Origin of the sequence: Amycolatopsis sp. NPDC058986, from assembly GCF_042741125.1 — a bacterium.
GTDB lineage: Bacteria > Actinomycetota > Actinomycetes > Mycobacteriales > Pseudonocardiaceae > Amycolatopsis.
This window is the reverse complement of sequence record NZ_JBHYJW010000016.1, coordinates 90,171-112,974: the sequence shown is the minus strand read 5'-3', so window position 1 is coordinate 112,974 and position 22,804 is coordinate 90,171. Positions and strand designations below refer to the sequence as shown.

Here is a 22,804-nt window from a genome sequence, read left to right as displayed (position 1 = left end):
AAGAGGAGAAGGACATGACGACCAAGGGTGTCGAAGGCGTCTACCTGCACACGCACAACTGGGGGAAGACGGCCAAGTTCCTGGAGGCGCTGGGCTACAAGGTCGAGTTCGCCACCGACCACGGGTCCGGGACGCTCCGGCACGAGGAGGGGCCGTATTTCGTCGTCGCCGAGGTCCCCGAGGACCAGGAGCCCGAGGCCCAGCTGGTGCTACGGGTCGAGGACGCCGACGCGTTCCGTCCCGACCCGATCGTCGAGGTGGTCACCCCGTTCGAGGAAACGCACTGGGGAACCCAGCGGATGGTCGTGCGTGATCCGGACGGCCGCCGGTGGAGCGTCGAAGCGCCGCTCAAGAAATGACCACGACACTGGGGGAGACCGTGCCGCGGCGCGGTCTCGGCATGCTCGTGGTGATGGTCGGGGTGCTCATCGCGGGGGTCGACGGCACGATCGTGGTCCTCGCGTTGCCCGCGATCCAAAGCGGTCTCGGCGTTTCGCTGGCCTCGGTCACCTGGGTGGTCGTCAGCTACCTGCTGGTGGTCACGGTGCTCGCCACCCAGCTGGGCAGGCTCGGCGACATGTTCGGCCGGGTGCGGATGTACGAGGCCGGGTTCGCGATCCTGGTGCTCGGCTCGGTGCTGTGCGCGCTGTCGTGGGACGCGCCGACCGTCATCGTTTCCCGCGTGGTCCAAGGGATCGGGGCCGCGCTGATCGCCGCCAACAGCGGCGCGGTCATCGCCGAGCTGTACCCGCCGTCCGAACGCGGCCGCGCCTACGGGTTCAACGCCGTCGGGTTCTCGCTCGGTTCGGTGATCGGCGTGCTGCTCGGCGGCGTCATCGTGACCTACGTGTCGTGGCGCTGGATCTTCTGGATCAACGTGCCGATCGGCGTCGTCGCGCTGGTGCTGGCCCTCCGGGTGCTGCGGGACCGGGGCGAACGGCGGCGCCGCCGATTCGATCCGCTGGGCGGGATCACCTTGGGGGCGGGCCTTTTCGGGGTGTTGTGGGCGATGACCGGGCTCGCCACCGGACCGCTGGACGCGACGATGATCGCGTGCCTGGCCGGCGGCGTCGTACTCCTGGTGGCGTTCGTGTTCATCGAACTGCGGCAGAAGGACCCGACGCTGGATCTGTCGCTGTTCCGGATTCCCGCCATGGCCCCTTCGCTGCTGGCCGCGTTGTTCCAGGGACTCGGCAGCTTCGCCGTGCTCTTCCTCGTGATCATGTACCTGCAGGGGCCACGCGGTCTCGACCCGGTCGACGCGTCCCTGCTGCTCGTGCCGGGGTATGTACTCGGCGCGGCGGCGGGGCCGTACGCCGGGCGGCTGGCCGATCGCCTCGGCCCGGTGATCCCGGCGACCGCCGGGCTGGGGATCTCCGTCGTCGCGCTGGTGATCTTCGCCCAGATGACCACGACCAGCAGCCTGTGGCTCACCGCGATCGGCAACGTGGTCATCATGATCGGGGGCAGTTTCTTCTATCCCGCCAACAGTTCCGCGGTGATGACGGCGTCTCCGCCGGAGTGGCTGGGGATCGCTTCCGGGGTGCTCCGGACGTTCTCCAGTATCGGGATGGTCTTCTCGTTCACTACCGCGATCGTGGTCGCCTCGTACGCCATCCCGCGCGATCTGGCGTTCGCCATCTTCGTCGGCACCACCAGGCTGCACGGCGAGCTCGCCACGACCTTCACCAAGGGGCTCAGCGCGGCGTTCTACGCCATGATGGGCATCATGGCGCTGGCCGCCGTGTGCTCCGCCGTCCGTGGCCGGGTCGATGCGCCGAAGGCGGTGGCTAGTTAGCGACCGCTTGGTATGTGACTCAGGCTACCTTCGTGCCGAGCATGCGGAGGACGAGCTCCCCGTACTCCTCGCCGAGCGCCTTCGGGGTCTTGCGGGAGCGCTCGGTGTACCAGCGGGCGACGTCGACGCCGAGGGACAGCACGGCCCTGGCCGCGGTGCGCGGGTCGCCGACGGTGAAGACGCCCGCCCCGGCGCCTTCGGTGATCACGTCGCGGACGATGCGCTCGATCTTGCGCCGCAGGTCGGCGACCACTTCGAACTCCTCGTCCGGCAGCGCGTGCAGCTCGTACTGCACGACGCGGGCGACCGTGTGCCGCCGGGCGTGCCAGGCCACGAAGTCCTCCACGATCCGGCGGATCCGCTCCACCGGGTCGGCGACCTTGGCGACGACGCTCTGCACGACCGACAGCGTCTGCTCGTGGCCGCTGCGGCTGATCGCGAACAGCAGCGCCGCCTTCGACGGGAAGTGCACGTACAGCGCCGCGGGACTCATCCCGGCGGCGCTCGCGATGTCCCGGGTGGTGGTGGCGTGGTACCCGCGCTGGGCGAAGGATTCGACGCCGGCCAGCATCAGCCGCCGTGCCGTCTCCGGTTGCACGTCCGGCCACAGCTCGGCCGACAGGGACATGGTCATCCGCGGATCCTTCCAGAGCCGGCACGTCGGCGGGCGCGCTTGCCGCCGCCGCGATCACTCCCATCCTACTAAGCAATCGCTTAACGGCCTGCGGGAACCGGTACGCGGGCTGGTCAGTGCTCGCCGTCCCGGTCGTCCGCCGGGCCGTCGTCCCTCGCTGTCGTGGCGTCCGGACCGGCGCGCACCGCCGAGGTGACCGCGTGGTAGATCGGTGTCGGCTCCTCGTGTGCCCGGCCGGTGTCCGCCGGCGCTGCCTCGTGTTTTCCGCGATCTCCCATGGCACGGCATCCTGCCCGACAGCGCGTGCGTGGGTGCTCGTCCGCGCGCCGGGTCCGCACGGGCCGCCGGGTGTCCGGAAAGTCCGGGCCGGTCCCTCACAAGTGGGGGGGCGCGGCCGGGAAACCGTGGTGTGTGCACACCATGGGTAGGACCGCCGGACGGGCGTCCGCGAGCGAGGCTCACCCGGATGGCAGAGGCGGCGCCGCGCGGGGAACGGCACCTGCGTCGCGGTGGCCGGTCATCTTCACTCGCGTGGGGGAAGGACGTTTCCGGGGCCGCCGCTGCTGGATTCGGCCAACCCGCCCCATCTGGGTGAAGGGTGCCGTGGTTGATGCGGGCTATCGTCGTTTCGGGCCTGCTTTCGAGAAGTGCGCGGGGAGGGTTCCATGTCGGTTTCCGATTTTCTGGCGATCAAGATCGGTCGCGGGTTCGACGGTTTGGACGTGGACGGGGATGGCCGGCTCACCGAAAACGATCATGTGGTGATGGGGCAGCGGGCGGCATTGTCGCTCGGGTACGAGCCGGGAACGCCCGCGGAGCGGAAGATCATCGACGCCTATCTGAAGATCTGGCACGAGGTGAGTTCTGGTCCAGCGCGGATCCGGAAGCGCCGGGCAATTGGTGGATGGGACGCCCCATTCGCGGCTGAACTGCGCGCTTCGCGTCTTCTCCGCGCCAGTGGCCTCCGCCAGGGGTGGGCGGAGGCCACTGGGGTGTCAGCGCCGGTCAGCCGGTGACGTCGAGGTGGGCCGGGACCGGGGTCGGGGCCGGGGCCTTGCCGTTCGCGTCGGGCTTGTCGCCGGCGGGCTTGTCCTCGTTGCCGCCCTGGTCGTCCGAGGGCTTGCTCGGCGAAGTGGGCTTGTCGGCCGGTTTCGTCGGTTCGGGGGGCGCGGTGGTCGAGGTGCCACCGTCGCCGTCAGCCTCGGGCGTGCAGGTCGCCGAGGCCAGGCTCAGCTTCTGGATGCCGTCCACGCCGATCTCGATCGCGGTGACCGTGATCGAGCCGTCCTTGTTCTTCGTCTGCTTGTTCAGGGTGACCGAGGCCAGGCCGGGCACGCTGATCGTGGTGTTCGGGGCGGCGGCCGCGTCCAGCTTGGTACCGCCGATCGACGCCTTCGCCAATGACGAGGAAGCCTTGCCGTCCTTGCAATCACTGGTGATCGCCGAGGCGGTCAGCAGCGGCTTGTCCGAGTGGATCAGTACGCCGGGGTTCACGCTGACGTCCTTGATGCTCGCCTTGGCGAAGTCCTTGCCCGCCTGGGCGTTGAGCACGTTCAGCGTGAACATCCCGCCCGGCAGCGAGAACTCGGCGACCGATTTCTGGTCGAAGCCCGCCGAACCGCGCACGGAGGGCAGCGGGTCGATCTTCAGCAGCCCGCTCGCGGCGATCGCGTAGGCGGAGTTGTCCTCGTGCTCGGTGGCGCTCGCCGCGGGGGCGAGCAGGGTTCCGGTCGCGAGGACGGCGGTCAGCGCGCCGACGCCACCGGCGACGGTCTTGCTCTTGGACAATGGGGTGCCTTTCACGGTGGAGGATAACGGTTTCTCGGGGGAGGTGAAGCGGAACCGCCGCGGCTACGTGATGTTCACGATCGTGCCGAGCGGAACCTTGACGAGTGCGTCGAGCGCGTCTTTGGGCACCCGGATGCAGCCGTCGCTGGTGGCCTTGCCGACGAAGCTGTCGTCCGGCCAGGTGTGGATGCCGACCGTGCCCGGCCCGCCGCCGAAGGTCTGGTGCGAGTCCGAGTGGAAGCTCAACGGGAGCACGATCGGGCTGTACTTGTTCACGGTTTCCGCGATCGAGGCGAGGATGTACGCCCGCCCCTGCGGGGTCGGGTACTCCGGCTTGCCGGTGCCGATCGTCCACTGGCCGAGTTTCTTGCCGGATTGCAGCAGTTCCAGGGAGAACGTGTCGCGAGCGACGTTGACGACGTAGTCGTTCCGCGCGTTCTCCGTCTTCCCCGCGTCGACATGCACCCAGCCCGCGGCCGCGTTCGGCCGGGTCGGCAGCAGCACCTCGGCCCAGGAACCCTGTTCGGCGATCACCGGGACCCAGGTCGGCGAACCCATCTGGATCGACGGGAGCTTCGCGATCGCCTTCCCGCCGGCACTGGTGTAGACGATCAGGTCTTCCTTGGGGTGGATGACCTTTCCGGTCGGCTGCGCGCCGGAATCCTTGACCGCCTCGGGAACCGAGCCGAACGTGGTGGCCTCGGGCAGTGCGGTCAGGTCCTCCCGGCTCACCGCGGCCGGGGCCGCCTCGGGGGTGTCACTGCCGCACCCCGCGGTCAGGAACGCCAGGCAGGCGACCGCCGCGACCACGAACCACGCCCGATTCCGTCCCGGCTGCCGGGGACGACTCGGAATAGCGCAGATTTCCATCTATCACGATCCTTGAATGGATGATTTCACGCAGGAAGGAATAGCGCGGTAACCAAGTGCGCGAATCGAATGGTCACTTGCCCGCCCAGCGAGATCCGCCGCGCCAACGGATCCTGGGCGACACGCCTAGGGGATATTCACGCGTAACTCGAAAGACTGTCAATCGCTAACGGAACGTCTACGTGTCTGCCCTTCGAGCGACAAGTTTTCTCACCCGGGTGGGTGTAGGCACGCATACTAGCGACACATACAGGCGTACTGCTAGTGGGTCACCGAGGCTAAAAAGTCGACGTTTCTGAGTCTTTCGCGTGGATGGATGCTGATCAGGATGACAAATATTCCGGTGACCAGCGGCGCCGGGAATGACTCGTTTGACGGCGGCAATGCGCGCCGGCGTGGGCCTGCTGTCCGGTTTCATCCGATCGAGTGGAACGGTCAGGTGGGTGGTAACGCGCAATGGTACATACCATTCCGGTGGTATTCGGCGGCCAAACGCCGTTGTCAGCCAGGTTCGGCGCCCCGGCGTCCACGCGGGAGTGGGTCCGGCCGGGCTTCGGCGCCGGTCCGACGCGCCACCCGGCGGGCGCTTGCCGCCCGGGCCTGGACAGCGTCCGCTCCAGGCCCGTGATCCGGTTAACAGCGACAAATCGTCGACTTCCGCCACGGAGCGCGGCTATCCTGCTGCGCTAAGCAGCCGCTTAGGCACGGGAGGCCCTCGATGCCCGACGCAGCGACCTCGCAAGGAGCCGGAATGGTGATCGGAGTCCTCAAGGAAGCCCAGCCGGGGGAGACGCGGGTGGCCGCCACCCCGGCGACGGTGGGCAAGCTCCGGGCGCTGGGGTACGACGTGGTCGTCGAACCGGGCGCCGGGCTGGCGTCGGGGTTCTTCGACGAGGCCTACGCCGAGGCGGGCGCCACGATCGGTGCCGTCGCCGACGCGGACGTCGTGTTCGGGGTGAACGCCCCGTCGGAAGAGCAGCTGACGGCGGTGAAACCGGGCGCGACGCTGGTCAGCCTGCTGTCCCCGGCGCTGAAGCCGGAACTGGTGGAGGACCTGGCGCGGCGGCCGATCACGGCGCTGGCGATGGACGCGGTGCCGCGGATTTCGCGGGCGCAGTCGCTGGACGTGCTTTCTTCGATGGCCAACATCGCGGGGTACCGGGCGGTCGTGGAGGCCGCGCACACCTTCGGCCGGTTCTTCACCGGTCAGGTGACCGCGGCGGGCAAGGTGGCCCCGGCCAAGGTGCTGGTCGTCGGTGCCGGGGTGGCCGGGCTGGCCGCGATCGGCGCGGCGGGCTCGCTGGGCGCGGTCGTGCGGGCGACGGATCCGCGGCCGGAGGTGGCCGACCAGGTCAAGAGCCTCGGCGGGGAGTACCTGTCCATCGAGGACTCCGAGGCCGAGGTCTCGGCCACCGGATACGCCAAGGAGATGGGCGACGACTACAAGGCGCGCGAGGCCCAGCTGTACGCCAAGCAGTGCGAGGACGTCGACATCATCGTCACCACCGCGCTCATCCCCGGGAAGCCGGCGCCGCGGATCATCACCGCGGAGATGGTCGCCTCGATGAAGCCGGGATCGGTGATCGTGGACATGGCCGCGGCCAACGGCGGCAACGTCGAGGGCACGGTGGCGGGGGAGAAGATCGTCACCGCCAACGGGGTCACGATCCTCGGCTACACCGATCTGGCGGGCCGCCTGCCCGCGCAGGCGTCGCAGCTGTACGGCACCAACCTGGTGAACCTGCTGAAGCTGATGACGCCGGAGAAGGACGGCAAGCTGGTCGTCGACTTCGACGACGTCGTGATCCGCTCGATGACCGTCGTCAAGGACGGCGAGCTGACCTGGCCGCCCCCGCCGGTGCGGGTCTCGGCGGCCCCGGCGCCCGCGGCTTCCGAGCCCGCGGCCGAAAAACCGGTCAAGAAGCCCGTGCCGGCGGGCCGCCGCCTGGGCCTGGTGCTGGTCGCCGCCGCGGTGTTCCTGGGGCTGGCGGCGCTGGCCCCGGCAGCACTGCTGCCGCATCTGACGGTGTTCGCGCTGGCGATCGTGATCGGCTACTACGTGATCGGGCACGTGCACCACGCGCTGCACACGCCGTTGATGTCGGTGACGAACGCGATCTCCGGGATCATCGTGGTCGGCGCGGTGCTGAACCTGGTCAGCACCGCGGGCACGGTCGTCGTCCTCGCCGTGGCGGCGACGCTGCTGGCCTCCATCAACGTCTTCGGTGGCTTCGCGGTGACCCGCCGCATGCTCGCCATGTTCACCCGCAGCTGACCGCCGCCGTCCCCGACCCGGTACTGAGAGGCCCTGAGATGACCGTGCACACCGCGAGCCAGGCGGCCTACATCGTCGCCGCGCTGCTGTTCATCCTGGCGCTGGCCGGGCTGTCCCGGCACGAGACGGCGAGGGCGGGCAACTCCTTCGGCATCGCCGGGATGGCGGTCGCGCTGGTCGCCACGATCGCGCTGACGCTGGACCAGGGCATCAGGGGCGCCGCGTTCGGCCTGCTGGTCGCCGCGATGCTGGTCGGCGCGCTGATCGGGCTGTGGCGGGCCCGGGTGGTGCAGATGACCGGGATGCCCGAGCTGATCGCGCTGCTGCACTCGTTCGTCGGGCTCGCCGCGGTGCTGGTCGGCTGGAACGGTTTCCTGCTGGTCGAACACGAGCCCGGCGGCGTCGAGGCGCGGCATCTGGACTCGCTCGGCACGCTGGGCATCCACCACGCCGAGGTGTTCATCGGGGTGTTCATCGGCGCGGTCACCTTCACCGGCTCGATCGTGGCCAACCTCAAGCTGTCCGCGAAGATCAAGTCCGCGCCGCTGACGCTGCCCGGCAAGAACCTGCTCAATCTGGGCGCGCTGGTCGTGTTCGTCGCGCTCACCGCCTGGTTCGTGATCGATCCGCAGTTGTGGCTGCTGATCGCGGTCACGGTCGTCGCCCTCGCGCTCGGCTGGCATCTGGTCGCGTCCATCGGTGGCGGCGACATGCCGGTGGTCGTGTCGATGCTGAACTCCTATTCCGGCTGGGCCGCGGCCGCGTCGGGGTTCCTGCTGGAGAACGATCTGCTGATCATCACCGGCGCGCTGGTCGGTTCCTCCGGTGCGTATCTGTCGTACATCATGTGCAAGGCGATGAACCGTTCGTTCGTCTCGGTGATCGCCGGTGGTTTCGGGATCGAGGCGGGTCCGAGCGGGGACAAGGACTACGGCGAACACCGGGAAATCACCGCGGAAGGCGCTGCGGAACTGCTGACCGGCGCGTCGCGGGTGATCATCACGCCCGGCTACGGCATGGCCGTCGCCCAGGCGCAGTACGGCGTGGCCGAGCTGACCCGCAAACTGCGCGACAAGGGGGTCGAGGTCCGCTTCGGCATCCACCCGGTGGCCGGCCGGTTGCCGGGACACATGAACGTGCTGCTGGCCGAGGCCAAGGTGCCCTACGACATCGTGCTCGAAATGGACGAGATCAACGACGACTTCGCCGACACCGACGTGGTCCTGGTCATAGGCGCCAACGACACGGTGAATCCCGCCGCGACGGAGGACCCCGGCAGCCCGATCGCGGGCATGCCCGTGCTCACCGTCTGGGAAGCCGCCAACGTGGTCGTGTTCAAGCGTTCCATGGCCTCCGGTTACGCCGGGGTGCAGAACCCGTTGTTCTTCCGGGACAACTCCGCGATGCTCTTCGGCGACGCGAAGGACCGGGTCGGCGACATCCTCACCGCTCTCTGAACCGGTTACCGGCCGCGGCGGAGTGCGACGCACTGCCAAACGAGAAAACCCATGGCCAGCAACAGATAGCTGTTGCCGGCCACATGCTCCAGCGGCCGCCAGGTGAGCTCGCGGAGCTGGGTGGCGGGCAGGAACGAATGCGGTGCGACGGCGAAGACCACGAGGACGGCCACCAGAGCGGCCACCGCGCGGCGGCTTCGGGCGCGGGCGCCGAGCAGGACGGCGGCGGGGACGATCCACACCCAGTGGTGCGACCACGAGATCGGTGAGCACACCAGCACCATGGCCGCGTTGAGCAGGAGTGCCATCGGGGCGTCGGCGCGGCGCATGGCCCCCACGGCGAGCAGCAGGGCGGCCGCTGTCGTCACCACGATCGCGACGAGCGTCGGCGTGGGCGGCAGCCCGAGCCGGTGGACCGCGCCCTGGATCGACTGGTTGGTGGCGTAGACCGATCCGCTCAACCCCGAGGCCGTGGTCAGCTGGCCACCGAACCAGTAGTCCGCCGATGCCCTCGGCGCCACCGCGAATCCGGCCAGCCCGGCGGCGAGGAACGTGACGACGGCGGTCCCCGCGGCGCGGAAGTCGCGCTTCAGCAGGAAGAACAGGACGAAGCCCGCCGGGGTGATCTTCACCGCCGCGGCCAGCCCCAGCAACAGGCCGCGCGGCCAGCGTGTCTTCGGGGCCAGGCAGTCGATCGCCACCAGCGCCATGAGCACGAGGTTGACCTGGCCGAACCACAGCGTGTTCCGGACCGGTTCGAAGGCCAGTGCCGCCGTCCCGGTCAGGACCGCGGCGAACACGGCGGTGCGGCGTCCGGTGTGCGGCCGCACCACGACGTACACCGCCGCGCCCAGCGCCGCCAGCGAGATCCCGAGCATCAGCACCGCGGCCAGTGGAATCGGCGGGGCCAGGAACACCAGGAACACCACGGCGGCGAACGGTGGATAGATGAACGGCAACTGCAGGCCGCCCCTGGTCGGCGGGAGCGGTCCGTAGACGTCACGCCCGTGTAGCAGGGCTTGCGCGCCGGATCGGTAGACCTCCAGGTCCACCGGCCACAGTGTACAGACGATGGCGACATTTCCCGCTGTCACCACGGATGCGGCCACGACCAGCGTCACCACCGCCCACCGGCGGGTGCCGAGCGCGTCGAGCCGTCGCCGCAGCATCCCGCCGAACGTCGTCGTGTTTCCCCGGCGCAGGAACGGAACTACCACATCACTGTCCATTGTGCTCACTCCGTCCGGTCGCGAGAGGACTCACGCGGGGTGGCCGGCCGCCCCGCGTCGGCGGGCGACCGGCCACGTCCGTGTCAGCTGGTGAACTTCTTGCAGGCCGGGGCTTTCGCCGCGGCCTCCTCGACGCTCTTGTCGGTTTTGGTGTCGAAGTCGAAGTTGACCTTGCCGATCTCGGTGCCGGTGTCCTCGCCGATCTTGATGAACGCCGCGCCGTCCGCCGGATCCGCCTTCCCGACCCTGTCCTTGAGGGTGTCGACCACCTGCTTCAGCTGGCCGAGGGACGCGGTGAGCTTGCGGGAACCGTCGTCGAGACTCGTCATGGGGGCCTTGCCCAGTGCGCGGAACTTGTCCATCGCGCCACCCACCGTCGTGGACACCTGGTCGAGATGCTTGCCGAGTTCGGCCTTCATCTGGCTGGGCGAGGTGGATTCGTCGAACTGCGGGGCCTTCTTGGCGAGGTCCGTGATGCCGTCGGCCGCGGCGCAGAACTGGTCCAGCCATTTCACGGTGTCGGCGCCGGTGTTCGGCGCGGCCACCGACGTCGGGGTGGGTGCGGCGGAGCGGTCCGCGGCCTTCGGCGTTTCCGGCTTGGAACCGCACGCGCCGAGCCCGAACGCGCAGGTGACCGCGAGCAGCGCCGCGCCGATGGTCTTACTCTTCATGGAACTATCCCTTTCACAACAACATTTCACTGACGCGCCGCGGGCGCGCGGAAGCACCGTTCCGATGCCGGACGACTATGCCGTCCGCTGGATGCCGATCGGTCAACGTCCGATCAACGCGCGGAGTCCCGGCCGTTGACGGCGGCGGGGACGTCGTCCCGTTCGGACGGCAACGCCACCAGGTCCGCGTAGCCGGCTTCCCGGTGGGTTCGCGACAGCTTCTCGGTCCCGCTCATGATCCTGTCCACAACGGACAGTCCGATCGCGGAGAGGATGAAAATGGAGTGCAGGATCGCCTGCCACATCACCGCGGTCACGTCGATCTCACCGGTGCCGTGCACCCGTTCGGGGGGCTTGATGAAGGTCCGCAGCAGGTGGATCGAGGAAATGCCGATGATGGCCGTGGCCAGCTTGGCCTTGAGCACGTTGGCGTTGACGTGCGAGAGCCATTCGGGTTCGTCCGGGTGACCCCGCAGGCGGATCCTGGACACGAACGTCTCGTACCCACCCACGATGACCATGATCAGCAGATTGGAGATCATCACGATGTCCACGAGCTGGAGGACCGTCAGCATGACGTCCGACTCGGTGAACGCGCCGCCGTCGGCGCCCCGGCCGCTGAAGCCGTGCACGGCGAGTTCCCAGGTCTCCAGGAGGAACCGCCAGACGTAGACGGCCTGGGCCACGATCAGCCCGACGTAGAGCGGGAACTGGAGCCATCGGCTGAGGAACAGCGCGTAGCCGAGCCGGTTCGGGCGTCGCCGGCCGGGGTACGCCTCGTTGTGGTGCACGCTCGCCGCCTGCTCGTTCATCGGGGGAAGTGCTGGCCGGGCCAGCCGGGCTGGTGTCCCTGCTGGACAACGGGGCCGACCGGGGCCAGTGGCGCCGTCATCACCATCGGCGGAGGTCCCTGGGCTGGTGGTTCCGGTTGTTTCTCGGCCGCTTCCTTCTTCGCGTTGGCGCGTTCGACGATGTATCCGAACACCACCGTGGTGATCAGCGAAATGGAGATCAGCGCCTCGGCCATGAAGAACGCGCCGAAGTCGGCGATCGCGCCGATGGGCGGCGAACCGGGCAGCGCGTTGCGCAGCGGCACCAGTGCGAACAGCAACGCGCCCATGAAGCTGAGCGACGGCCAGAGCAGCCCGCGCCTGCCGCCCGCCGCGAACCAGGCGGCGATCACCGCGGCCAGGCTCAGGCCCCACATGAAGGCCATGATGAACACCGCGAAGGCCATCGTCCCGGTGGACCGCCCCGCCTGGGCGGTGAAGGCCAGCGCGCCGCCGTCGGTCTTCAGGTCGGCGGGCTTGATCTTGAAGAACGAGTCGGCGTTGGTGAACGTCACGCTCACCGGGACCGCGTGGTTCCCGGTCTCGGCAGCGAACAGGACATCGAACTTGTACCGGTCGAACGGGTAGTCGGTGACCACGCCGTCGTGCAAGGCGATCTTGAGGTCGGACACCCCGGGGTTCTTCCCCGGTTTGAGTGACAGGGTCTCTCCTTTGAGCCCGTTGGTGTAGACCGTGATCTCGCGCCGCGGTGCGCCGGTCTCGCCGTCCAGCAGTTGCCCCTGCGGGTGCAGCTCGACCTGGACGGACAGCTCCTGGGCCGCCGCGTCGACCTTCTGGGCGAAGACGGCGACGTCCACCCGGTCGGCCGCGTTCGTGTCCCCCATGACGATCTGGCTCTGGCCATTGCCGCGTTCGACGGCGTACACCCACAGGCTGACGCCGGTGAGCAGCGCGACGACAGCCGCGACGATGACCGCTCTGATCCAACCTGCCAAGCCGCGCTGGGCAGTCCCCTTCGAATTCATTTCATCCTTCTCTGGTCCGGCGTGCGCCTGGCAGGCTAGGAACGCGTGGCCAACGCGTGCTCAACAACCGGTAAACGTGCTGGGGCGAAGGGGTCCTTCATGGCGCCCAGCGCACCGAAGGGCCCCTTCGCAGCGCTGAAGTCCACAAAGGACGGCCCGGGTCGTACTGCCGAAAAGCGGCCGTTCCGCTCGCTCGTGGTTATACTCCGCGAAACGCGGCGGGTGGTTTCCCCGCCCGGCACGCGGTGCGGGGAGGAGGGGGCCGGTGGAACAGCCGGCTGGCGCGGTGCGGTTCACGGTGCTCGGACCGGTCCAGGCGTGGCGGGGGGAGGCCGAACTACCGCTCGGGACGCCCCAGCAACGCGCGGTCCTCGCGATGCTGGCGCTCAGACCGGCCCAGGCGGTGTCGGTGGACCAGCTGGTGGCCGGTCTGTGGGGCGAGGACCCGCCGCCACGGGCGCTCGGCACGCTCCGGACCTATGTTTCCCGGCTGCGGACGGTGTTCGGAGGCGAGGATCTCCTGGTTTCGGTCGGCAACTGCTACGCCCTGCGCTGCGGCGCCGAAGACGTCGACGTGGGAGTGTTCGAGCGGCTGGTCGCCGAGGCGGGACAGGCCAAAGCGGACGGTGACCTCGGCGAGGCGGGCCGGCTGCTGACCGCCGCGTTGCGGCAGTGGCGGGGCGAGCCGCTGGCGGGCGTCCCCGGCCCCTACGGCGTGGCACAGCGGACCCGGCTGGCCGAGCGGCGGCTCACCACGCTGGAGACCCGCGTCGAGGTCGAACTGGCCAGAGGCGAGCACGCCGGCGTGGTCGCGGAGCTGACGGCGCTGACCTCCGAACATCCCCTGCGCGAGCGGCTGCGGGAGCTGCTGATGCTCGCGCTGTACCGGGGCGGGCGCCAGGCGGAGGCGCTCGGGGTGTTCACCGACACCCGGCGCACGCTCACCAAGGAGCTCGGCATCGAACCGGGGGAGCGGCTTTGCGCGCTGCACCAGGGAATCCTCGCCGCCGACCCGGATCTCGCGGGCCCGGCACCAGCGGCAGGGCCCAGTGCGGAGCCCGTCGTGCCGAAACCCGCCCAGCTCCCGGCCGACGTCGCCGATTTCACCGGTCGTGCCACCCGGGTCGGTGAACTCGCCGCCGTACTGCGTGCCGGGGCGGATGGTGCCGTGCCGATCACGGCCATCAGCGGGATCGGCGGGATCGGGAAGACCGCCCTCACCGTCCACATCGCACACTCGGTCCGGGGTGACTATCCCGACGGACAGCTCTACGTGGACCTCGAGGGGACGAGCTCCCGCCCCCGCGATCCGGCCGCCGTGCTGGCGGGTTTCCTGCGGGCGCTCGGGGTCGCCGACTCCGCCGTTCCCGAGGAGGCGTCCGAACGGGCGGCGCTCTTCCGGTCCTGCCTGGCCGGGCGTCGGGTGCTGCTGGTGCTGGACAACGCGCGCGACGCCGAGCAGGTCGGCCCGCTGCTGCCCGGTGCGGGCGGGAGCGCGGTCCTGATCACCAGCAGGACGACGATGGCCGGGCTGCCCGCCGTTTTCGTCCCGCTCGAAGCGCTGGAGCGGGCCGAGGCGGCCGCGCTGTTCGGCGCGATCGTGGGGCAGCGGCGGGCCGGCGAGGAACCGGACGCCGTTCTCGATGTGCTCACCGCGTGCGGGTTCCTCCCGCTCGCCGTGCGGATCGCCGCGTCCCGGCTGGCCTGCCGTCCTGATTGGACGATCGCGTCGTTCGCCCGGCGCCTGCGTGACGAGTACCGCAGGCTGGACCAGCTCCGGGTGGGCGATCTGGCCGTCGAAGCGACCTTCGAGCTCAGCTACCGCCAGCTCGGCGCCGAGCACGCCGAGGCGTTCCGGCTGCTGTCCGTGCCCGACACGGCCTTTCTCCCGCTGGCCACCGCGGCGGCGGCGCTGGATCTCGCCGAGCAACGGGCCGAGGACATCCTCGAGTCCCTTGTGGACACCGGACTGCTCGACTCGCCGCGGCCCGGCCAGTACCACTACCACGATCTGCTCAGGTTGTACGCCCGCCGCAAGGCCGAGGACGTCGACCCGGCCGGGGAGCGCGGCGCCGTGGTGGGCCGGGTCCTCGACTTCACGCTGGCCACGACACGCAACGTGTTCCGGCTGCTCGAACCCGGCGACAGTCAGCCCGGCTACGTGGTACCGACCTACGCGGCCGGGCTGTCGTTCGCCGGCCACGACGAGGCCCGTGACTGGCTCGATGTCATGCGGGACAGCACGATGCGCATCGTCGGCCAGACCACGGAGGACCCGGCGGGCGAGCTTCGCCAGGCCGCCGACCTGATGCTGCTCCTCGCCCTGCTCATGGACCGGGTTTCGCCCAGCGGGGACGTGGGGCTGGCGGCGCGGGCGGTCGCCGCGGCCGCGCGGCGCCGGGGTGACCGCGGCAGCGAGATCCGTTCCCGGCACGCGCTCGCCGTGTTCCTCCACCACGCGTGGCGGATGCCGGAGGCGGAGGCCGAACTCACCACCGGGCTGGAGCTGAGCACGGCGTCCGGCGACACCCAGTGCGTCGCCCAGTCCCTGCTCGGCCTCGGGATCTGCGCGGTGGAACGCCGCGGTTACGCGGACGCTCTCGCGCTGCTGGACAAGGCGCGCCCGCTTTACCGCTCTCTCGGGGACAACGCCGCCGTCGCGTTCACCGTGGCCACCAGTGCCTGCGCGCATCTCGGCGTCGGTGACGGCGATCGCGCGCTGGCCGCGGCGGCCGAGGCGCTCGCCGTCAGCCGGGACATCGGGGACAGCATCGCCACGCCGAACGCCCTGCACCAGATCGGGATCGTCCTCGGCGAACTGGGCAGGACCGAGGAGGCGGGTGCTCATCTCCGCGAAGCGATCGCGATGTACAAGAGGGCGCGGCTGCGGACCCAGACCGCCCGTGTGCTGCTCTGCCTCGCCGAGGTGCACCGGAAGGCCGGTGAGTTCGGCCAGGCGCTCGACGTCGCCGAAGAAGCGTTGGCCATCGGAAGGCAGTCGCACCACGCCTATGTCATCGCCGGTGCGCTCGCCGCGCTCGGCAGCGCCCTTGATGGTCTGAACCAGCCCGGCCGCGCGCTGACCTGCCGGCAGCAGGCGCTCGGACTCTTCGAAAGCTGCGGCGCCCCTGAGACCGAACACGTTCGCGGCCTGCTGAGCGGGGCCGTCCCAAGTCCGTGAAGGCCTCCTTCACCACAGCGTTCAGCGCTGTGAAGGAGGCCTTCACGGACGGAGGGCTAGAGCTGACCGCGCGAATCCGCGATCTTGTTCAGTTCGGCCTGGTAGTAGAGGACACCGGCGCCCCACAGCAGCATCAGGAACGTCCCGAGCACGGGGTTGCAGGACTCGGGCAGGCCGGCGTGCCGCTGGGTCTCGCGGATGCGTTCCCCGGTCCGGTAGTAGGACACGAACGGCGCGACGAGGGTCCAGGACAGGAACAGGAGCACCAGCATCGGACCGGCCACCGGGGAGTCCGGCTTCCGGTGGAACGCGGCCATCTCCCGGTGGATCTTGTAGTACCAGACGAAGTGGTAGATCCCCAGCGTGATCAGCGGCAGGCCGAGCCACACCGCGGCGGGGCTGCGCCGCTTGAACTCCGGGGCGCCGGTCTCGGTGCCGTGCGGCACCGGGGGAGTGCGGAGGGCTTCCGGGTGGGTCATGTCGTCAACCTTTCTGGTTATTTCTGGCCCGCTGAGGGGAGTTTCTTGCAGTTCGCGGCTTTTCCTTCGGCATCGGCGAGATCGGCCGCGGTGGTGATGCCCTTGTAACCGGCTCGGATCCGGTCGACCTCTTCCGTTTCCTTGGTGACCGTGGCGAGCGCGGCGTTCACGGCCGTGGGATCCTGCTCGTCCGCCGACCGGATCGCGTTCCGCGCGCGTTCGAGGCTGGGCTTCATCTTCGTGTACACGTCGGCCAGTGCCGAGACGTATTTCTCGGAGTCGGCGTGCGGCCCCTTCTTCAAGGCGTTCAGATCGCTCACCGCCTGGTCGACGGCCGCCACCCGGGCGTCCGATTCGGACACCGACTGCGCCTTGACCTTGGCCGGTTCGTCGTTCATCGGCTTGACGGCGGCGAAGACGTCGCCGAGCTTGACCGAAACTCCGCACACCTTGTCGATCCAGGCGATCGTCGCGGCGTCCGCAGTGGACGAACACGCGGCGAGTGGCAGCGCGGCGGCCACCACGACTCCCGCGGCGATAGCTCGGTACCTCATGGATTTCTCCCAATGCTTCTGATGGATTACTTCGTCCTTTTTGGACGAGCAGAACCGGGCGCCGGGCGGGGATCGCACCGAGCCGCCGGGGCGAATTCACCGTAGAACCCGGCCCATTCCCGCACCAGGCAGAACAAGAGGCAGAACTACGAGGACGGCCGCCGCCGCGCGCTGGGGTGCCGGGCGGCGGCGGCCGTCACTTCGCGTTCGTGCGAATGAGGGCTGAAGGGCGCACGAACAGGTCTCACGCTAATCCCGGCACGCGGACCGTGCCAGGTGGAAGAACCGGCAGAACTAGCGGGAACGCAGGGCGCCGGCGAGCCCGCGCCTGCCGTCGATGCCGAGTTTGCGATAGGCGGAGGTGAGGTGTTGTTCCACCGTGCGCAACGTGAGGAACAGCTCCTCGGCGATCTGCCGGTTGCCCGCGCCCGCCGCGGCCCGTTCGGCGATCCGGCGTTCCTGCGCGGTCAGCGCGGCCAGGCCGATCCGGGGTGCGTTCGGCCGGCGGCCGGCGATCCGCGTCACCGCCTCGGCGGCCTTCTCGGCCAGCCGGTGGGCGCCGCATTCGTGCGCGAGCCGGTGTGCCCGGGTGAGCACGGTTCTGGCGTCGGCGCGGCGGCTTTCCCGGTGATGGGCGAGTCCTAAGTGGAACAGGGAGTACGCGCGGGCCAGTTTCGCAGGCGAATCCGTCAGCACGGCAACGGATTCGGTGAGCAGGTCGGTGTCGCGGGTGATCCGGCCGAGCGCGCGCAGGGCCTGGCCGAGGGCTCGTGGCGCGCCCCAGCGCCGGGCCAGCTCGAGCTCCTCGGTCGCCAATTCGACAGCCGTGCCGGTTCGCCCCAGCCGGTGGTTCGCCAGTGCCGCCCGGGACCGCCACGGGATTTCCGCCGGATTGTGGATGTCGTATCCGGCGAGGCTGCGGCCGCACTCCAGATGATCCGCCAGCGCGCCTTCGAGGTCCCCGCGCAGCGAGCGCATCTGCCCGCGCCCGTGCAGCAGCCAGTTCACGAAGTAGCTCGGCTGCCAGGTCTCGGGTTCCCCGGCCGCGCTCAGCAGCCGTTCGGCCTCTTCGAACTCACCTCGGGCGAGGTGGACCCGGATCAGATGACCCTCCCAGCCGGACGCCGGCCAGTGGCCCCCGGACAGGCTGTCGCGGAGCTCGATCGCCGCGCGTGCCTCGTCGAGCGCGTCGGTGAGCCGGCCGGTGTGGAAGGCGACCACACCGTGCAGCGCGTGCCCGAGTTCGGCGAACATCGGCTGACCCGCCACGGACGATTCGGCCACGAGTGCCTCGCTGAACCGTGCGGCGAGGTCGAATTCGTCGGCCCGGCACAGCCCGGCGGCACAGAACGCGAAGGCCCCCAGCCGTTCGATGGCCGAGGCCGTGGGCAGTTCCCATGCCCGGCGCAGATCCTCGACCACCCGCTCCCGGCCGGTTCCGGTGCCGGACCGGTGATGCGCGGTCAGCGCCGCCGCCAGCCGCGCGGAATCCGGGAAGGCCGCGGCCCGTTCGCGCAGGCGGGCAAGCCGTTCCTCGTGCGGGAACCCGGGGATGCCGACGCCCGCGCCGATCGCGTACGCCTCCAGATCGCAGACCAGCTGGGGCTCGCTGTCCCCGAGGGCCGCCGCCACCTGGTCGAGCACGTCACGCCCCATCGAGAAGTTCCCGCTCGCCCCGGTGGCGAGGGTGAGGTCCTTGGCCACGGTCGCGGTGAACAGCCGGTCCGGCCAGGATTCGCGCGGCAACGCGACCACGGCGTCGAACGCGTCGGTGAGGTGTGCCACGGCGGAAGGCAGGTCCACGGAGAGCGCGGCGCGGCCCAGTTCGGCGGTCACCACCACCCTGGTCGTCTCGTCCCCGCTTTCGGCGAGCGCGCGGCGCAGGTACCGCCCCGCGGGCTCGGCGACGCCCCGGTGCAGTGCCTGCCGGGCCGCCCGGCGCAACGCGTCGGCCGCCCACGGCTCGCCGATCGGATCGCAGGCGAGCAGATGCGCGGCGACCCGTTCCGCGTCGCCGCGCCGGGTGTCCAGCACGCGGGCGGCCTGCGCGTGGGCGGTGCGGCGCCGCCCGGCCGGGATCTCCCCGTCGACCGCGCCGCGGACGATGGCATGCGCGAACCGCATCGGGGCCAGGCCGCGGAGCAAACCCATGTGCGACAACAGGTCCGCGGCACGCTCGACAGTCTCCTCGGGAAGTCCCGCGACGGCGGCCACGACCGGCACGAAGGCACTCTCCCCGAGGATCGCCATCGCTTCGGCCACCGCGGCGCAGGCGGCGGAGGCGTCCGGATCGGCGCGCCGGATCCTGGTGAGCACCCAGCGCGACACCCCGTGCGGGCTGAACTCGGCCAGCCGGGTGATCGCGTCCTCGGTGGGCGGTACGTCCTCCGCGGCCAGGGTGGCGAGCAGTTCGCCGAGAAGGAACGCGTTCCCGCCGGTGACTTCGCGGCAAGCGGCCACGAAACCGTGTTCGGGTTCGGCCTTCAGCGCGGCGCGGGCGAACGCGGCGACGTCCGGTTCGGACAGTCCGGACACCGCCACGGGGCGCAGGTGCCCGGTCAGCTGGTCGACCAGCGCCTCCTGACCGCCCCGCATTCCGGTGGTGCGCGCCGCGATCAGCAGGAGCGGTACCGGATCCGCCCGGCCGGCGAGGTACGCCAGCCAGCGCAGCGAAGCCTCGTCCGCCCATTGCACGTCATCGACGACGAGCACGATCGGACCCTGTTCGGCCAGCCGCACCGCGAGCCAGTACAGGGCGTGCGGAACGGCGAAATGCGCGTCACCGGCTTCGGCGGGTGGTCCCGGCTCCGGCCACACCGCGGCGACGGCCGGAGCCACCGCCCCGGCGAACAACGCGGCACGGTCCGCATCGGACAGTTCGGCGATGATCGGCTGGAAGAGCTGGCGCACCAGGCCGAACGCGTAGTCCTGCTCCAGCGGATGGGCGCCTGCCCACAACACCCGGTGTCCATTTCGGACAGCGAGGCCGGCCGCGCTGTCCAGCAGGGCGGACTTCCCTGCGCCGGAAATCCCCGACAGCACCAGATGATCCGGTTTCCCCGCGGCGAGGACATCCGCTATGGCGGTGAGCTGGGCGTCCCGGCCGAACAGCGGGGTGTTCACGATTCCCCTGCCGCGAGAGCCGCGGCGAGCTCTTCACGGCGATCGATGCCGAGCACCTGGTACACGCCGGTGAGATGGTGTTCCACGGTGCGCAAGGTCAGGTAGTGTTCCTCGGCGATCTGCCGGTTGGTCCGTCCGGCCGCGGCCAGCTCGGCGATCCGGCGCTGCCGCGGGGTGAGTGCCCCGGCGCCGGTCCGCGCCGCGCGGGGCCGCCGGCCGCCGGCACGGGTGATGGCTTCCCCCGCGCGCTCGACGAGCGCGTCCGCCCCGCATTCCCTGGCCAGCCGGTATGCCTGGCGCAGCTGGGCCCGCGCGTCCTCGGCGTGACCGCGGGCGTGCAGGGCCAGCCCGAGCCGGAACCGGCTGCGAGCGTGTTCGAGGCGGGCGGGCGAACCCGCCAGCACCTCGGCCGATTCGGCCAGCGTGTCCAGGTCGTCGTGGATGATTCCGTGCGCCCGCAGCGCGATGCCGAGCGGGCGCGGGACACCCCACGCGCGGGACAGCTCCAGTTCCGCACCGGCCAGCCGCGTGGCCTCCGCGGGCTCGCCGAGCCGGTGGTGGATCACCGCGGCGCGGGACCGCCAGGCCGACAGCGCCGGACTTCCGATTCCCAGCCCTTCGAGGATCCGGCCGGAGCGCAGCTGGTCCTCGAGCGCTCCACGCGGGTCACCGCGCAGCAGCCGGATCCGGCCACGCACACCGAACAGCGCGGACGCCCCGGTGCTCTCGGGAACGTCACCGTCGAGAAACCCGAACCTGGCGAGCACCGCATCCGCCTCGTCCGGCCTGCCCTGGTCCACATAGGACTCCGCGAATCCCGCGTAGACGTCAGGATGGTTGCCCTCGCCGTTGACCGATTCGGAGATCTCGTCGGCGATCCGCATTTGCTCGATCGTGTCGGTGACATGGCCTTTCTGGTACGCGACGAAGCCGAATGTCCAGTGCGCCCATTTCGCGATCGTCGGAATTCCCGTGGCGCGCGCGAGTTCGAGGATCTGGTCACCGCTCGCGTCGGCGAGGTCGAACCGGCCGGCGTAGCAGCTGGCGGCCGCGGCCAGCCCGGTCGCCACCAGGGAGAGCTGATCGTGCCCGGCCTCGAGCTCCAAGGTCCGCTCGGCCATGGCGACCACCTCCGCACACGAGCCACCCGCCCATGCTCCGTAGATCGCCAGGGACGCGGCCGCCCAGCGAACGATCTCCGGGCTCGTGGCCGTGGCGAACAGCCGGCGCGCCCTGGCGGCCATCGGTGGCGCGAAGGCGGCGAGTCCGATCATCATGCTGGTCGCCTCCAGCTCCATGATCAGCTCGTGCTCGCCGGGGCCGAGGCCGGCCATCGCGTGTGCCAGTACCTTCTCCGCGCGCGCGAACTCGCCGCACTGCGTGATCGCGACCGCGAGACCGCTCGCGATCCGGGCGGCGCGGCGGGGGTCCCCTGCCTTGTCGAACGCTTCGCTGAGATGGGCGACCGCGCTCGGCGCGTCCACCGCGAGCTCGGCCTGGCCCAGTTGAGCGAACAGGTCGACCTCGAGAGCTCCGGGCGCCGGCTCCTCCAGCGCGCGGCGGAGATAGGTGACCGCGGCCTCGGGACCGCTCCGGCGCATCGCCGTGTCCGCGGCCGCCCGGAGCGCGTCGACCGCCCACGGTTGCCCGGTCGGGCCCGACGCCAGCAGCTGAGCGGCGATCTGTTCGTCCGCCCGGCGCCGCTCGTGGAGCAGACGGGCGGCGCGCCGGTGGGCTGCCTCGCGTTCGTCCGGCGCGATCCCGGAGAGGACCGCGTTGCGGACGATCGAATGGACGAACTCCAGCGGATGCGTCCCGGCCAGGAACCGCAGCGCGGCCAGTGCGTCCGCCGCCGCACCCGCCCGGTCCAGCGGTAGATCGGCCAGAGCGGCGGCGGTGGCGAGGTCCGTGCCGTCGCCGAGCACCGCGACCGCCTTGGCCAGTTCGGCGGTCGCCGAATCGGCCTGTATCCGGGCGGACACCCATGCGGACACGGTCTCCGGGACCAGGTCCGGCACCCGGTCCGCGACCTCCGCGGTCGGGGTGAGGCCCTGGGCGGCCAGCGAGGCGGCCAGTTCACCGAGCAGGAACGGATTGCCCGCGGTGGCGCGGTGACACGCGGCGCTGAAACCGGGATCGGGCGAGCGGCCGAACACCCCGGTCATCAGCTCGGCCGCCTGGCCGGTGGTCAGCCAGGGCACCTCGACACCGGCGAGCGCGTCGGCCAGTTCGGCCAGCAACCCGGGATCGGCGCCGGGCTCGGCGACGTTGCGACAGGCCAGCAGCACCACGGGCAGTCCCTCGGCGCGCCGGGCCAGGTACAGCAGCCAGCGCAGTGTGGCCGTGTCCGCCCACTGGACGTCGTCGATCGCCAGTACCAGGGGCCGTCGCTCGGCGAGCCGCGCGGTGAGCCAGTACAGCGCGTGCACCACGGCGAAGGTGTCCCCGACATCGTTGTCATGCTCGGCGTTCCCGCCGATCACCTGTCCGGCGGGGGCGGCCAGGCCACTCAGCGCGACGGCGCGTTCCTCTTCCGGCAGGGCCGCCAGCAGTGGTTCGAACAACTGCCGGACGACGCCGAAGGTGAAGTCCCCCTTCAGCGGATGCGCCCGGGCACTGGCCACCGGCAGGCCCGCGGCCCCGGCCAGCTTCCCGGCCGCCGCCAGCAGGGCGGTCTTGCCGGCACCGGGCGGCCCCTCGAAGACCAGCATGCCGGCACCGGCCGTGAGCAACTCGCGCACACGGGCGAGCTGGTCCTCGCGGCCGATCAAGGGCCGCTCGGTTTGCAGAACCACCGTGGTACCTCCCCCGCACCAGGATCATCACCCACTGTCACCAAAACGGGGTGCCCGATTGGTTAATCCGGGGTGCCCGTTAAGTATTGCGGTGCAGACCGTGAGGCAAAACGGGGGGTCGAGACTAACACTGT

At 70.3% G+C, this 22,804-nt stretch carries 18 protein-coding genes; 6 read left to right on the top strand and 12 right to left on the bottom strand.

Going from position 1 to position 22,804, the window contains the following annotated elements; all coding sequences use genetic code 11:
- The first annotated feature begins 14 nt into the window (after positions 1-14).
- Entirely contained in the window at positions 15-359 is a 345-nt protein-coding gene (locus ACFW0G_RS16825; RefSeq protein WP_378326180.1) for a VOC family protein, read from the top strand.
- Positions 356-1,798: an MFS transporter gene (locus ACFW0G_RS16820; protein ID WP_378326179.1), complete on the top strand. Its 1,443-nt coding sequence runs from the start codon at positions 356-358 to the stop codon at positions 1,796-1,798. Before ACFW0G_RS16825 ends, ACFW0G_RS16820 begins: the two co-directional genes overlap by 4 nt.
- 19 nt (positions 1,799-1,817) lie before the next feature.
- On the opposite strand, the gene ACFW0G_RS16815 is transcribed toward ACFW0G_RS16820, so the two are convergent.
- A complete protein-coding gene (locus tag ACFW0G_RS16815; RefSeq protein ID WP_378326178.1) occupies positions 1,818-2,432 on the bottom strand; it encodes a TetR/AcrR family transcriptional regulator in 615 nt (204 codons plus the stop codon).
- 113 nt (positions 2,433-2,545) lie between these two features.
- Positions 2,546-2,710, bottom strand: a complete 165-nt coding sequence (locus ACFW0G_RS16810) for a hypothetical protein (RefSeq protein WP_378326177.1) — start codon at positions 2,708-2,710, stop codon at positions 2,546-2,548.
- A gap of 387 nt (positions 2,711-3,097) precedes the next feature.
- On the opposite strand from ACFW0G_RS16810, the gene ACFW0G_RS16805 reads away from it, so the two are divergent.
- Positions 3,098-3,448, top strand: a complete 351-nt coding sequence (locus tag ACFW0G_RS16805) for a hypothetical protein (RefSeq protein ID WP_378326176.1) — start codon at positions 3,098-3,100, stop codon at positions 3,446-3,448.
- Here the strand turns inward: ACFW0G_RS16805 and ACFW0G_RS16800 are convergent.
- Positions 3,438-4,235 (bottom strand): choice-of-anchor P family protein, encoded by a 798-nt coding sequence (locus tag ACFW0G_RS16800; protein ID WP_378326175.1) that lies wholly within the window; start codon positions 4,233-4,235, stop codon positions 3,438-3,440. The two genes, ACFW0G_RS16805 and ACFW0G_RS16800, sit on opposite strands and share 11 nt — an antisense overlap.
- A gap of 48 nt (positions 4,236-4,283) precedes the next feature.
- Entirely contained in the window at positions 4,284-5,090 is an 807-nt protein-coding gene (locus ACFW0G_RS16795) for a L,D-transpeptidase (protein ID WP_378326174.1), read from the bottom strand.
- Positions 5,091-5,841: 751 nt separating this feature from the next.
- Between ACFW0G_RS16795 and ACFW0G_RS16790 the strand changes: the two genes are divergently transcribed.
- Complete coding sequence (locus ACFW0G_RS16790; protein WP_378326173.1) at positions 5,842-7,365, top strand: Re/Si-specific NAD(P)(+) transhydrogenase subunit alpha; 1,524 nt, start codon at positions 5,842-5,844, stop codon at positions 7,363-7,365.
- 38 nt (positions 7,366-7,403) lie between these two features.
- A complete protein-coding gene (gene pntB, locus ACFW0G_RS16785; protein ID WP_378326172.1) occupies positions 7,404-8,822 on the top strand; it encodes a Re/Si-specific NAD(P)(+) transhydrogenase subunit beta in 1,419 nt (472 codons plus the stop codon).
- Between the two features lie 5 nt (positions 8,823-8,827).
- Here pntB and ACFW0G_RS16780 read toward each other — a convergent pair whose 3' ends face one another.
- The 4 genes from ACFW0G_RS16780 to ACFW0G_RS16765 form a co-directional block, all read right to left on the bottom strand.
- A complete protein-coding gene (locus ACFW0G_RS16780; RefSeq protein ID WP_378326171.1) occupies positions 8,828-10,051 on the bottom strand; it encodes a glycosyltransferase 87 family protein in 1,224 nt (407 codons plus the stop codon).
- A gap of 83 nt (positions 10,052-10,134) precedes the next feature.
- Entirely contained in the window at positions 10,135-10,722 is a 588-nt protein-coding gene (locus ACFW0G_RS16775) for a hypothetical protein (RefSeq protein WP_378326169.1), read from the bottom strand.
- Between the two features lie 113 nt (positions 10,723-10,835).
- The gene (locus tag ACFW0G_RS16770) at positions 10,836-11,534 is read right to left on the bottom strand and encodes a TIGR00645 family protein (RefSeq protein WP_378326168.1); all 699 of its coding nucleotides are present in this window, start codon (positions 11,532-11,534) and stop codon (positions 10,836-10,838) included.
- Complete coding sequence (locus ACFW0G_RS16765) at positions 11,531-12,508, bottom strand: DUF4436 family protein (RefSeq protein ID WP_378326166.1); 978 nt, start codon at positions 12,506-12,508, stop codon at positions 11,531-11,533. The genes ACFW0G_RS16770 and ACFW0G_RS16765 overlap by 4 nt, the downstream gene beginning before the upstream one ends.
- Positions 12,509-12,803: 295 nt before the next feature.
- Between ACFW0G_RS16765 and ACFW0G_RS16760 the strand changes: the two genes are divergently transcribed.
- Positions 12,804-15,719, top strand: a complete 2,916-nt coding sequence (locus ACFW0G_RS16760; RefSeq protein WP_378326164.1) for a BTAD domain-containing putative transcriptional regulator — start codon at positions 12,804-12,806, stop codon at positions 15,717-15,719.
- A 56-nt stretch (positions 15,720-15,775) separates the two neighbouring features.
- On the opposite strand, the gene ACFW0G_RS16755 is transcribed toward ACFW0G_RS16760, so the two are convergent.
- The 4 genes from ACFW0G_RS16755 to ACFW0G_RS16740 all read right to left on the bottom strand — a co-directional run bounded on the left by ACFW0G_RS16755 (position 15,776) and on the right by ACFW0G_RS16740 (position 22,670).
- A complete protein-coding gene (locus ACFW0G_RS16755) occupies positions 15,776-16,198 on the bottom strand; it encodes a DUF4234 domain-containing protein (RefSeq protein ID WP_378326163.1) in 423 nt (140 codons plus the stop codon).
- A gap of 17 nt (positions 16,199-16,215) precedes the next feature.
- Positions 16,216-16,752 carry a hypothetical protein gene (locus tag ACFW0G_RS16750; protein WP_378326161.1) on the bottom strand — a complete coding sequence of 179 codons (537 nt, stop codon included), beginning with the start codon at positions 16,750-16,752 and terminating at the stop codon, positions 16,216-16,218.
- A gap of 294 nt (positions 16,753-17,046) precedes the next feature.
- Positions 17,047-19,875, bottom strand: a complete 2,829-nt coding sequence (locus tag ACFW0G_RS16745) for an ATP-binding protein (protein ID WP_378326160.1) — start codon at positions 19,873-19,875, stop codon at positions 17,047-17,049.
- Positions 19,872-22,670, bottom strand: a complete 2,799-nt coding sequence (locus ACFW0G_RS16740) for an AAA family ATPase (RefSeq protein WP_378326158.1) — start codon at positions 22,668-22,670, stop codon at positions 19,872-19,874. Before ACFW0G_RS16740 ends, ACFW0G_RS16745 begins: the two co-directional genes overlap by 4 nt.
- Positions 22,671-22,804 lie beyond the last annotated feature (134 nt).